At 38.3% G+C, this 12,158-nt stretch carries 11 protein-coding genes; 7 read left to right on the top strand and 4 right to left on the bottom strand.

The window, feature by feature from the left end:
• Positions 1-129: 129 nt before the first annotated feature.
• Positions 130-441, top strand: a complete 312-nt coding sequence (locus tag ACJVDH_RS10870) for a hypothetical protein (RefSeq protein ID WP_443943423.1) — start codon at positions 130-132, stop codon at positions 439-441.
• A gap of 2 nt (positions 442-443) precedes the next feature.
• Here ACJVDH_RS10870 and ACJVDH_RS10865 read toward each other — a convergent pair whose 3' ends face one another.
• The 3 genes from ACJVDH_RS10865 to ACJVDH_RS10855 all read right to left on the bottom strand — a co-directional run bounded on the left by ACJVDH_RS10865 (position 444) and on the right by ACJVDH_RS10855 (position 2,722).
• Positions 444-773, bottom strand: a complete 330-nt coding sequence (locus ACJVDH_RS10865) for an RNA recognition motif domain-containing protein (protein ID WP_443943422.1) — start codon at positions 771-773, stop codon at positions 444-446.
• A gap of 169 nt (positions 774-942) precedes the next feature.
• The gene (locus ACJVDH_RS10860; RefSeq protein WP_443947589.1) at positions 943-2,187 is read right to left on the bottom strand and encodes a YdcF family protein; all 1,245 of its coding nucleotides are present in this window, start codon (positions 2,185-2,187) and stop codon (positions 943-945) included.
• Between the two features lie 130 nt (positions 2,188-2,317).
• Positions 2,318-2,722, bottom strand: a complete 405-nt coding sequence (locus ACJVDH_RS10855; RefSeq protein WP_443947588.1) for a DoxX family protein — start codon at positions 2,720-2,722, stop codon at positions 2,318-2,320.
• 414 nt (positions 2,723-3,136) lie between these two features.
• Between ACJVDH_RS10855 and ACJVDH_RS10850 the strand changes: the two genes are divergently transcribed.
• From ACJVDH_RS10850 to ACJVDH_RS10840, 3 genes are all read left to right on the top strand, one after another.
• Positions 3,137-6,406, top strand: coding sequence for a SusC/RagA family TonB-linked outer membrane protein (locus tag ACJVDH_RS10850; RefSeq protein WP_443947587.1), 3,270 nt, complete (start codon positions 3,137-3,139; stop codon positions 6,404-6,406).
• 33 nt (positions 6,407-6,439) lie between these two features.
• Positions 6,440-7,963, top strand: a complete 1,524-nt coding sequence (locus ACJVDH_RS10845; RefSeq protein ID WP_443947586.1) for a RagB/SusD family nutrient uptake outer membrane protein — start codon at positions 6,440-6,442, stop codon at positions 7,961-7,963.
• 85 nt (positions 7,964-8,048) lie between these two features.
• Positions 8,049-8,945 carry a glycerophosphodiester phosphodiesterase family protein gene (locus ACJVDH_RS10840; RefSeq protein ID WP_443947585.1) on the top strand — a complete coding sequence of 299 codons (897 nt, stop codon included), beginning with the start codon at positions 8,049-8,051 and terminating at the stop codon, positions 8,943-8,945.
• 187 nt (positions 8,946-9,132) lie between these two features.
• Here the strand turns inward: ACJVDH_RS10840 and ACJVDH_RS10835 are convergent, their stop codons facing one another.
• Complete coding sequence (locus ACJVDH_RS10835; protein ID WP_443947584.1) at positions 9,133-10,395, bottom strand: NUMOD4 domain-containing protein; 1,263 nt, start codon at positions 10,393-10,395, stop codon at positions 9,133-9,135.
• Positions 10,396-10,840: 445 nt separating this feature from the next.
• Between ACJVDH_RS10835 and ACJVDH_RS10830 the strand changes: the two genes are divergently transcribed.
• The 3 genes from ACJVDH_RS10830 (at position 10,841) to ACJVDH_RS10820 (ending at position 12,142) form a co-directional block, all read left to right on the top strand.
• Entirely contained in the window at positions 10,841-11,518 is a 678-nt protein-coding gene (locus ACJVDH_RS10830; RefSeq protein WP_443947583.1) for a lysoplasmalogenase, read from the top strand.
• A gap of 48 nt (positions 11,519-11,566) precedes the next feature.
• A complete protein-coding gene (locus tag ACJVDH_RS10825; RefSeq protein ID WP_443947582.1) occupies positions 11,567-11,851 on the top strand; it encodes a DUF1801 domain-containing protein in 285 nt (94 codons plus the stop codon).
• 102 nt (positions 11,852-11,953) lie between these two features.
• Positions 11,954-12,142, top strand: coding sequence for a YdeI/OmpD-associated family protein (locus ACJVDH_RS10820; protein WP_443947581.1), 189 nt, complete (start codon positions 11,954-11,956; stop codon positions 12,140-12,142).
• Positions 12,143-12,158 lie beyond the last annotated feature (16 nt).

Genomic DNA, 12,158 nt, shown 5'->3' with positions numbered 1-12,158 from the left:
GCAAAAAATATCTCCTTCAAAATTAGCGACTTGCCTTTAATTTTTTGGATAAATTTGCTTGCTAAATTTATTAGTATAATTTTGCTTCTGTACACAGCTGATGGTATCAGCGTTTAAATTTGAAGGCGCATGACGGTTACGGTAGTTGCCATATTGGAAAATGAATTTGGGCAATCGGCAAGTTTGACAAAAATAATGGATGCAAGACTAAAAGCAGCTGCATTAGAGTTGCAAGATGGTCATTTGGCAGAACTTGCAGAAAAAGGCGAACGTAAAGATGATTTAGTGGTTTACCTGAGTTATAATGCAAAATATAAAATCAGGTACATGGTTGTTAACGATGTGCCAACCGATATTGAAAATGCGGTTTCTACAATTTGTGGCAATTTAGGTTACATCCCATGGCGCGTATCTGTAATGCACATTATAGACAAGCGCTAATTTTAGCCAAATAAATTTAAGTTTTTCTGGCTGTTTTCACTGGCATTTTCTTCTGGCCCACTTGCACTTGCAAAAGAATAAACCTCACTTTGGTGTGGTTTCAAACCCAAATCCAGAATACTGTTTTTATAGGTTTTTAAATGTAAAGCCAGAATACACTTCTGAGCTTGTTCTGTTGTTGGCAATTCTAAATAAGCTTTACCGGTACATTTTTTTGTTTTTGGATGGCGTTGTATCCGAATGTCCAACACATCACCGAATTTTTGAAAAATCGTAAATAAATCAGTCTCAGTAATGTCTGGCGAAAGTTGGTTAATGTAAATTCTCGTCATTGGGATGTTTGATTGATCACAATATATTAAATGTCTGTTTTTTGTGCCAATAATGTTGAATAATACGGAGTTGTGGATATCTTAAATATAAAACTGATGTTTTTTGCTAAGAATAATTTAGATATTAGCACACTGCGCCAAAAAATTTCGCAGTAAGTACTAAAATTGATCAGGGATCTAAAGGTTCATCAAAATCAATTTGTAACGACATTGTATTGGGGTAGAACTCCGCTTCAGTTTCGCTCAGGCGTGTGCCATTCTCAAAAGGAAAATAACCAAGTTCTTTCATACAACGTGCTTTCAAAATTCCGGTAATGTAATCGCTTTGTGATTTTATAGTAGAAGTAATAGCCGATTTGTCCATCGGCATGCCGTAGTTAAACATTAACCGCACACAGTTACGCAAATTGGTTGTGGTATGGCGTGCATGCGGCTCCATAATGATTGCTTCTTCCGGAATGTGCAATTGGGCCATCAAAAATTTCTTCATTTCAAAGGCCTCACTATATTTTGTTTTGTAAGGATGTACGCGCGCACCGGAAACCACAATGAAAGGAGCCATCCCTTTTTTATACTGTATGGCTGCAAGTCGGCACCGTAGCATTCCGCCAGCGCTCAGTTCGGTATCTTTATCTTCTGGCCCTTCGCCGGGTACCAGAATTACGGAATAAGGAAATGCTTTCCAATCGATGTTTTTTATCCGTTTTATGGCCATTAAGTTTACGCCAGATTCCATAGGTTCAAAATCTGCAGCGTCTGTGCGGCCGTTCATTTCAAGCGCTTCAAGTGCAAATTTTAAACTTGGCTCTACAAAAACTGTTGATGAAAGGGTAGACAATTGTGCAGAGGTTCTGGCCAGTTCAGCAAAAGAATTATTGTTCTGATCGAAAGAAATAGAATCGATCTTAGGATAATTTGGTTTCTTTCCTTCAATATATACGCCAATCGTATGGTTTATTGCACGCGCATCTTGTAACCAGGCTTGCGCCAGAAATTCAGCATCGTTGCCCTTGTCGTAAAATTGATATGTGCCCGAAGGAATAAGATGTTGGTATAGCAATTTTCCTAAAACATTCTCTTTTGTATACCGTTTTTGGAGTTGATCACTGATCTGATCAAGCTCGGTTGGTGTAAATCGAAGTGCTTCTGCAAAGCATGAAGCATTTGCACCACAATTCTTTATGGATTCTGCTATACTTTGGTTTTTCTCTAAAAGTACTTTTTTAAAAACAGTATCTTTTTTCAGCCATGCTTTCACTTCAGGAAGTTCTATAAACAGGGAACTGAGATAGAAATTTTTGTATTGTACCGGACTTGCAAGTTTAATTTTCTGATAAGCTTGATCAGGTTTTCTTTGCGCCTGAATGGCCAAACTAAAGCCAAAAAACAGCAAAAGAAATGCAGTTTGTTTCATGAATTGTTTTGCGGCAAAATTGCGATTGCAAGATGAATTGAAAATTAAGCTTATGTTAACGCTGGTTTAAGCCAGGTTCAATGTAGCGCATAAAAAGTTGTACATGGGCTGTGCAACTACACAATAGGAATTAAACGAGGTATTTCTGCTCGCCTTGATAAATGCGGATTTTTCCTGGACCGAGCAGGAGCGATGTCAATGCGGCAAAGATGTAAAATAAAATAACTTCTCCGCTAAAACCACCATAGTCATTTAGGTCAAAAATCCGGATGCCGAATACCATTCCGATTACAAACATCATCGTGGCAATAATTAATAAATTGGCCGCTCTGGTAAAAATGCCCAAAATGAGTAAAATTGGCGCCAGTACTTCTGCTACAGGCACGCCAACCCACAAAAATGTGGGCAAACCATGTTCTTTAAGTGTTTTGATAATAAAACCGTGCCCGGTAATAACTTTGTGAATTCCGTGTGGCAGCAATAATCCGGCAACCAGAAAGCGTAGAATCAGCTTCGGTAAATCGTCTTTTAACATAATCGTTTGTCTTTAAAAGTTTTCGATAGAACCAAAACTGATGAATATCATAGCTAAATGCAATTTATACCAGGTTTTTATCTAAACAACCAGTTGTGGTCCTTTGATCATGACATTATTTGTACAACCGATCAACAGCTTTAATGACATTTACCATGATTTGCCTGATTACAAGTTTATTATCTTTTTTTTGGTCTTATGGCATTAACATAATTTTAATATTTGGCGTTTAAAATTCTTGTTCTGTTAATTTTTGTTAAACATAGACTTAAACTGTTCAGGATACCTTTGCCGCGTCAGTAACGCTCAATTGAACCATTAACCCATAAACAAACGCCTATGTAAAACTGAGCTCTACATCCCTTCCAAAACATACTTACTATTTATTTCTCAATCTTTATCAAGAACAAAAAGATGATTTCATTTTTTCCAACATCGGGTATTCAAAGTACCTGCAGGAAATTGCTTTTGCCCATTGGGTTACTGGCAGTTTGCAATTCTGCAGCCTTAGCGGCTACAACAAATGGCATTTCTATATCTATAAACCGTAGTGCAGTTTTGGCAACTGTTACCGGGCGTGTTACCGACGAAAAAGGACAGGTTTTGCCTGGCGTAAGCGTGCAAGATAAAGCCACCAAAAAAACAACTTCTACAGATTCTAACGGCCGCTTTTCTATTAGCGTGACTGAGGGTTCTACCTTAACTTTTTCGTATATCGGTTTTGATAGCCAAGATATTTTAGTCTCCACTAGTAAAACGATTAACGTATCTATGAAAGAGAGCAGTAACTCCTTAAATGAAGTTGTTGCTATCGGTTACCAAAAGATTAGAAAGTCTGATGTAACGGGTTCTATCAGTAGTGTTAAAGCCGCAGAAATGAACTTGACTTCACCAAGCGTTGGCCAGGCAATTGTTGGTAAAGTTGCCGGTGTTCAGGTATCTCAAACATCAGGTGCTCCATATTCCAGCACAAAAATCCGTGTTCGTGGTGTAGGATCAATCAATGCCAGTTCAGATCCCTTATATGTTATTGATGGTTATCCGGCGGGAAACAATGTATTCATCAATCCTGAAGATATTGAAAGCATCGATATCCTTAAAGATGCCGCGTCATCTGCCATTTATGGATCGCGTGGTGCAGGAGGTGTGGTCATGATTACCACGAAAAGAGGCAAAGATGGAAAAGGACGGTTTGAATATGATGTTCAATCCGGTTTTACGCAACTTTCTAAAAAAGTAGATTTACTGAATGCCGAACAATTCATCCAATTGATGATTGATGGCCGCAATAACGCGTACAAAGATTTGGTTGTAAACTCTGGCAAAACCTGGAACGATGCCATGTTTTCGGACAACAATACTACACGTATTGCCAATGTAGGTAATGGTTCTTCTGTGAGTATCCCTTCTGATATTTACAATTTTTCTACGCAGCAAGCTATAGCACCTGCTTATGATACCGATTGGCAAGATGTTTTGTACCGCAATGCATTTTTTCAACGCCATAACCTGTCTTTTTCTGGCGGAAACAATGACATTAAGTATTACGTAAGTGGTGGTTACCAGGATCAGGATGGTATTGTAACCAATACTGCTGCACGTGTACTTAATTTCAGATCTAACATTGATGCACAGGTGAGCAAAAGGTTAAGGGTTGGTGCAAACATTGCGCTTACGCAAAACAACAATAAAGAAGTAGGAGAGGGACGTTTCAGTCCGATGATGTCTGCGTTGTTGTACTTGCCTTATTTACCAGCAGTAGATGCTAATGGAAGTCCAATTAAATACGGAATGGCTGCCTTGGCAAATGAATACGGATACCAGGGCTTGGAAAATCCTTTGGCTACCATGAACGAAATGAAAATAAACCGTTTGGGCAACCGCAACTACTATAATGCTTTTGCAACTTACGATATTTTAGATGGCTTGAAATTTAAAGCCAACCTTGGAACAACAAATTATAGCGAAAAATACGACTATTACCGCCCAACAAGTTTAAGTAATGGTGGTGGAAATGCACCATATTCTGCATCGTCTATCGCAGCAGCAAATGCAGTTGCACAAACCTTAACACAAGTTGATCAACTGGCAGAATTTACCCTGAACTACAACAAAAAAATAGGCAAACACAGTTTTGATCTTTTGGGTGGATATTCTGCTCAGTACACCAAAAGTGATTTGCTGAAAGTTACCGCAACAGGATTTACAAGCGATAAAATTGGTGAGATTACAGACAAAGGCGGAGATAATGCCAACTTTGTACTTTCGTCTGCTGCAAAATCTGTAAACACTTTGATTTCTTATTTCGGTCGTTTCAGCTACAATTATGACAGTAAATATTTCTTAACGGGATCTTACCGTACCGATGGTTCTTCTAGGTTTGGGCCGAACAACAAATGGGGGATTTTTCCATCGGTGGCTGCAGGCTGGAATTTATCTTCGGAAGATTGGTACAATAACTTCTTAGGAAATGGTTCTGGTGTTAAACTTCGCGCAAGCTGGGGTTTAAGCGGCAACAACAACATTGGAAATTACAACTCATTACAAACCATGAATGCGCCTGGCGGAACAGTTTTTGGTGCAGGTGCAATTTCTACGGCCATCTGGGCATCCGGACTTAAAGATCAAAACCTGGGCTGGGAATCTACCTCGCAATACAATTTTGGTACAGACATCAGTTTGCTTAACGGAAGGTTATCATTAATTGCTAACTACTATTACAGTTTGTCTTACAACTTATTGTTTAATCAGCCAATCTCGGCAATTTCGGGTTCTTCATCAATCTTAACAAACTTAAAGGATAGCAAAATCAGAAATAAAGGTTTCGATTTTCAGGCTGATGCGAAAATTATCAACACTGCAGATTTTACTTTCGGCGTGAGTGGCAACATTACCTTTAACCAAAATAAAGTGTTAAACCTTGGTGGAGCAAGTACTATATTAACTTCCGGTGCTGAAAGATCTTACCGTACACACATCACACAAGAAGGCCAGCCTGTCGGGATGTTTTATGGTTTCAAAGTTCTGGGTAGGGTAACACCAGAATTATTGGGTAAAGTAGCGCAATCTTCTGCGTCTTCTAATCCGCTTAAAGTTGGTGATTTATATTTTCAGGATACCAATGGCGATGGCGTAGTAAATGACGCAGATAAAACCATTATCGGTAGTCCATATCCTGATTTTACTTACGGTTTTGCTTTAAATGCGAGTTACAAAGCTTTCGATATTCGTGCATCATTTAACGGATCTTACGGAAATGATGTGTTAGACGGTCAAGATTATTATTTGTATAATTTTGAAGGTTCTGGTAATCAATATGCTGATGTTGCAAACAGATATGTTTCTGCTGCACAACCAGGAAGCGGTTTAAATTATCGTCCTTCACGTGCCGGTACCCAAAGTAACAGTACACGTTTATCATCATTCTACATTCAGGATGGATCGTATTTAAGATGTACAAACATCACTTTGGGTTATAATTTCCCGAAAGCAGTTTCGAAACAATTGCATGTAGAAAATATACGCGTTTTTGGCAGTGTAGATAATGCTTTTACATTAACGGATTACAAAGGTTACAATCCAGAAGTAGACTACAATGGCGGAAGCAATTTATCGCCCGGCGTAGATTACGGTAACTATCCATTGGCACGCGCATACAATTTGGGTGTTAGGTTAACTTTCTAATTTCTCAGCATGCAAACCTTTAAAAATATCAAAATGAAAAAATATATAACTCTTTTTTTTGCCGGAGTGATCACTCTGTCATCCTGCAAAAAAGAATTTCTTGATCAGAGAGATCCGAATGCAGTTGCAGTAGATCAGTATTTCACTTCACCAACAGACGTACAGCTTGCTGTAAACGGAATTTACGAATCGTTACGTGGCAGTAACAATATTGGTGAGAACAGCGGTTTATATACCGATCAAAGATCTGACGATACAGGTACAAACGATTCTCAATCTAATGCCGGCGAACCTTTTCAGTTTAATGATTTTAGTATTCTGCCGAGTAATACATACTTAAAAAGCCACTGGTTAAGCCTTTATCAAACCATTACGCGTTGTAATATTGTATTGTCTAATATCGATAAAGTAACCTTTAGCAGTCAGGATTCAAAAGGCCAGTCTATGGCCGAAGCGAAATTCTTACGTGCAATGATTTATTTTCATTTGGTTAGAAAATGGGGCGATGTACCATTGGTTACTAAACAACTTACCAGTGCGGCAGAAGTTACAGAAAATACTTTCAGACAGCCACAAGCAACAGTTTACGCACAAATTGTAAGCGATTTGAAAGATGCCTTAACCAGTACTTTACCAAACTTCCAAACAGGTGCAAATGCGGGCCGGGTTTCTAAAGCGGCAATAAATGGTTTGTTAGGTCAGGTATATCTGACAATGGCCAGCACATTTGACAACAATAGAACTGAAAATCTTGCCAATGCAAATACGTATCTTTTGGCTTGTTACAACATGAAATCCTTTACTACATTATCTGCTATTCCATATGCAGATGTATTTGATGTAGCAAAAAAGACGAGCAATGCTGAAACGATTTTCGAAATTGTAAATATTCAGGGCAATATCAACTATAGCTCTAGTATCGCTGCCAATAATCAGGCTTTCGGCGAAACGATCAATTCTCTAAAAGCGCCTACAGGTGTTGGTGGCAATGTAACTCCGGATTTGGTCCTGGATTATGAAACCAGCGATCCGAGAAAAACATATTCGATTAAATACGCAGCAGATACACGTGTGTTGGATTGGTTTATCACTAAATTCAGAGACGCAAGTGCAGCGGCAACCGCAAATGGTTACGGTGGCAACAATTGTGTATTGATGCGTTATGCAGATATTATTTTAATGCTTGCAGAGGTAAATATGCAACAAGGGAATGATGCTGTTGCTATCCAATATTTAGATATGGTGCGCGCCAGAGCGGGTGTACCTTTGTATGCTGCCGCTCGCCTTGATGCAACCTACAACAGCAAATATCCAACATTAAAACTAGCAATTTTACACGAAAGACGTGTAGAACTTGCATTTGAACACCACCGTTGGTTTGATTTGTTGCGCTTTTTTACAACTCCAGAATTGGTGGCGTATTTCAAAGCAAAATCTCAAAGCAATTTTGGTAATGCACGTTTAAGCAACTTCACCACAAAAGACCGGTATTTCCCGATTCCTTTTGATGAAGTTCAGTTAGACCCGGCAAAAATGTACCAGAATCCAGGATACTAAAAGCGGATAGAACTTTTCCTGGTTCAATTCCTTCTCTGGCGGTTGATGTTTCAACCGCCATTTTTTTATTAATTGAAAGTATAAAATGAAGAAAAAAACTAATTTATCTGCGTTAATGATTTTGTTTGTTGCCTTTTCTTTTCAAGCAAAAGCACAAGAGGTTTCAGCAAAACTGAATCAGATTTTCAACCACAACTACAAAGGAATTATTGTGGCCTCCCATCGGGGAGACTGGAGAAACGCGCCAGAAAACTCTATTCAGGCTTTGCAAAACTGCATTGCAAAAGGTTTTGATTTGATGGAGCTTGATGTGAAAATGACTAAAGACAGTCAATTGGTTGTCATGCACGATAATACCATAGACCGCACTACAAATGGAAAAGGAAAGGTGATCGATTTTACGCTTGCTGAATTGAAAATGCTGAGATTAAAAAACGGTTTGGGCAGAGTTACGCCTCATCAAATTCCAACGCTTATTGAAATGATGCAGGTAGCAAAGAATAAAATCCTGATTAATGTAGATAAAGGCAACGATCATTTAGACCTTGTTTTTGCTGTTCTTAAACAGACAGGAACAACAGAGCAAACCATTGTAAATATTGGCGACAATGTGCCGGCAACGGAATTGGTCGGGCTGCCTGCTAGGGCCAGTATCATGGTTGTTGTAAACATGAAAAACGCTAATGCTTTAGACTTAATTAAAGGCTATGAAAACATTAGGAGAAGTGTAATACAGCCTATTTTTGACTTAGATACACTAGAAAACCTGAATAGCTTGTCTACAATTTCTACTCAACAAGTCATTTGGTTAAATAGTTTATGGCCCTCTTTAAATGGTGGGCATGATGACGATACGGCTGTAGAATTGGGTAAGAAAGACGAAACCTGGGGTTGGTTGCTTAATAAAAAACCGGTTTTTCTTCAAACAGACAGACCTGTGCAGCTCATAGAATATTTAAAAAGTAAATCGCTGCATAAGTGATTGGTAAAACGATAAACTTTAAATTATAATACCAACTTAATATTATGGTAACGCAGCAACTGTTACTTTGTGTCATTAAATATTTGGTTAGTATTTAAAAAGTTTAGGTTAGTTGATAGGAAAAGCCCTGATGGATGTCAGGGCTTTTTTAATTGTTTTTCTTCTTGGTTGAGGTTTGTAAAATCGGCTAAATTGCAACTGCGGGTTGTGCGTTGTTTGATCTGCGCTTTTTATAAAATCGGCCCAATGGCGAGTTGTCAAAACCTGGGAAATTTTTAAAGCTATGTGGGTTAATCCGTAAACTTTGTCCTTTTTGCCACAGAAAACCACCTGCAGTAATGGCTTTTCCTTTAATAACCATAGAAATGCTTTTTGTATTTACACCTGTTTTTCTGGATGCATCTGAAATGTGATCGTAAGTTTGCTGCCAGATTCCATTAAAGTCATATCGGCTAATTTTACGGTCTTCAGCAGATAACGGAGAATGCGTATATCCAGAATGTGTTTTAAGGTTTTTTAAGTTGATTTTTTGTTTTGTAGAATATCTCCAGATGTAACCACCGCAGGTTAAATGACGATCATTTAAAGCATCTGATAGATTAGAGTAGGTGAGGTGTAAGGCCTGTGCTGCTTCCTTTACCGTTCCGTAAGTACTTACCAATTCGCCATTCATATTATACTGGCCAATTCGTTTTACGAATTTAGATAAAGGCGAATAACAAATTCCGGAAATTCCATTCAAATGGCTTAGATTAATTTCTTTTTCGCTACCTCTACGCCAAACATATCCTTTGTAGGTAAGTGGTTTTCCTCGTGTTGCTTTAGAAAGTAGGTTGGCATTGCTATTAAATACTTTCGCTGCAATAACAGCATTGTGATAGGTTTCAAGTAATTTTCCACTCAAAGAATACCGGCTGATGCGATCCGCATTTTTTTTGGCACGGGTTGCATTGATTTTTTCCTGAGTGGCTTTACGTTTTTCGGGAGTAATATCCAAGAAAGGCGTTCCGCGCCTTCCCGCAGTTTCCATTCTTTTCTGTTTATCTTTTTGATTACCCGCTACCAGATTGTCATGTGAAGCATTCATCGTATCCCCATCTATAGGGAAAATGAAGAGATTGCGATCACTTAAATCAATTTCTTCCACAAAAGTATGGTAAACCATGCGCGGAACACTGATGTTGTGAACTTTTCCATTCACCGTAAGCGCAACTCTGAGGTAACATTTATAATCTCCGGTATAGGCATTAAAGCTTTTGGCAGGCGTTTGCGTAATGATCATTTCTGAACGGCTGTGCAAATGGCCGTTTTTGTCGTGCCACTGCCTCGGGAGTCGCTTAATTCTCCCTTGATTTGATATCTGGTACATTCCTTCCAATCCGGAAATGTCTTTCCATTTTTCATTTTTTCCGTCTGTTAATTCGAGGTCTTGATAAGGATATGCTTTCATAAACGTTTTATATGAATCTAATCGTCTTGTAATTTGTATGCATATAACGCAACTTTTAGTTCAACCTGCAAAGTTTTAACCTAATTTAACGCCCTTAAGAATTTGTTAACAAATGGTATGGTTGATTCGCAAAACATCGTGGTTAAAACACGAATATTTTAACTTTATTTAACGAGTTTAACATTTTTTAACAAATTGATAGGTTGTTGAAAATTCAATATTTAACATACCTGTCAGGGGTAAAAATGCGTGCTTAAATCATTAAAATTGGAAATAGACGCTTTTACTGCCGTATTTTATGCTCAAACCCTCTGCTCTTAGCATGTAAATCTGACCTGGAAACTTTAACTTATTTTAACACTATATTTAACATTTGCTAAAATTGTGTCGCGTCTTAGTTGATTAATCCCTTAATTTGCCGCGTACATAGTCAACCGTTATGAAAGTGAAACCCCTACTATTACTGTTTTTGATTATAAGTATTCTACAGTGCTTTGCCGAGTTTATGGACGTTGCCATACTTCGCTCAATAACCAAACTACTGACGGTTCCTGTACTTGCCACGTTCCTCATTTTAGAAACAAAACTCAAGGGACGTTTCCATAAACGAATCATGATCGGGTTGGTTTTCGCATGGATCGCAGATATATTATTAACAGTATACCCCAATCATTTCCTTTATCCTTCAGCTGCACTTTTTCTCAATGTTGTTTTCTACATACGCGCATTCTCCCTGGATTACAAATCAAACCCCGATTTTAAAATTCCTTACTTCCTTTATATTACCATCGCATTAGCTGTATTTTGTTCGGGGTTCTTTTTCTACCTGCAACCCAACTTAGGGCCATTTCAATTTCCGGTGCTGATGTATCTAATTGCGATGGTATTCTTAGCAATCATGGCCGTTAACCGGTTTGGACGTGTAAATTTGCTTAGTTTTAAATTTACCTTGGCAGCGGTTTTTTTTCTGCTGTGTTCAAATGCATTTTTGGCTTTAAACAGTTTTGTATATGTAATTCCTAACGCAGCTACGCTTATTCTTGCCACTTACATCACCGCTCAATATCTTATCGTAGCCGGAACTATAGAACGTAAACTCGTGGTAACCGCTACAGAGATTTAGTAAAATTATGATTTTCATTAAGCAGACCTGCAGATCTGAAAAAATGATATGAACTCAAAAACCGGCTTTTATTTCGAACAAGAACCTTGGCATCAGGAAATTAATCTGATGCGAGCGCTTGCGCTGGATTGTGGTTTAACAGAAGAATTAAAATGGGGCTGCCCGTGCTATACTTATGATGGCGCAAATATTATTTTGATACATATTTTTAAGGAATATTGTGCGTTTTTGTTTTTTAAAGGTGTTTTGTTGAAAAATGAAGCGGGCTTGCTAATTCAGCAAACAGAGAATGTGCAAGTGGCCAGGCAGATGAGGTTTGTCCGTCCAGATTAAATTGTAAATGCAACAATAACCATCAAAGCGTATATCTTAGAAGCAATTGAGATAGAAAAATCCGGATTAAAACCTCCTCTTAAAAAAACACCAGAGTTTGATATGCCTGTAGAATTTGCGAGCTGTCTTGCTGAAGATGATGTTTTAAAAACTGCGTTCGATGCTTTAACTCCCGGAAGACAACGTGCTTATTTGCTGTACTTTTCTGCACCAAAGCGATCTAAAACCCGCGAATCCCGGATAGAGAAATGTATTTCGGCGATTTTAGAAGGTAGAGGGTTAAAAGATTAATGAATAGGTTGAAGAG

Origin of the sequence: Pedobacter terrestris (assembly GCF_052343045.1) — a bacterium.
In the GTDB taxonomy this organism is placed as follows: domain Bacteria; phylum Bacteroidota; class Bacteroidia; order Sphingobacteriales; family Sphingobacteriaceae; genus Pedobacter.
This window is presented reverse-complemented; position numbering and strand designations above follow the sequence as displayed.

Coding starts and splice junctions, on each gene's coding strand:
- ACJVDH_RS10865 (WP_443943422.1), bottom strand. CDS start 773: ATGACGAGAATTTACATTAACCAACTTTCGCCAGACATTACTGAGACT.
- ACJVDH_RS10850 (WP_443947587.1), top strand. CDS start 3,137: ATGATTTCATTTTTTCCAACATCGGGTATTCAAAGTACCTGCAGGAAA.
- ACJVDH_RS10845 (WP_443947586.1), top strand. CDS start 6,440: ATGAAAAAATATATAACTCTTTTTTTTGCCGGAGTGATCACTCTGTCA.
- ACJVDH_RS10840 (WP_443947585.1), top strand. CDS start 8,049: ATGAAGAAAAAAACTAATTTATCTGCGTTAATGATTTTGTTTGTTGCC.
- ACJVDH_RS10860 (WP_443947589.1), bottom strand. CDS start 2,187: ATGAAACAAACTGCATTTCTTTTGCTGTTTTTTGGCTTTAGTTTGGCC.
- ACJVDH_RS10855 (WP_443947588.1), bottom strand. CDS start 2,722: ATGTTAAAAGACGATTTACCGAAGCTGATTCTACGCTTTCTGGTTGCC.
- ACJVDH_RS10825 (WP_443947582.1), top strand. CDS start 11,567: ATGAACTCAAAAACCGGCTTTTATTTCGAACAAGAACCTTGGCATCAG.
- ACJVDH_RS10835 (WP_443947584.1), bottom strand. CDS start 10,395: ATGAAAGCATATCCTTATCAAGACCTCGAATTAACAGACGGAAAAAAT.
- ACJVDH_RS10870 (WP_443943423.1), top strand. CDS start 130: ATGACGGTTACGGTAGTTGCCATATTGGAAAATGAATTTGGGCAATCG.
- ACJVDH_RS10820 (WP_443947581.1), top strand. CDS start 11,954: ATGCCTGTAGAATTTGCGAGCTGTCTTGCTGAAGATGATGTTTTAAAA.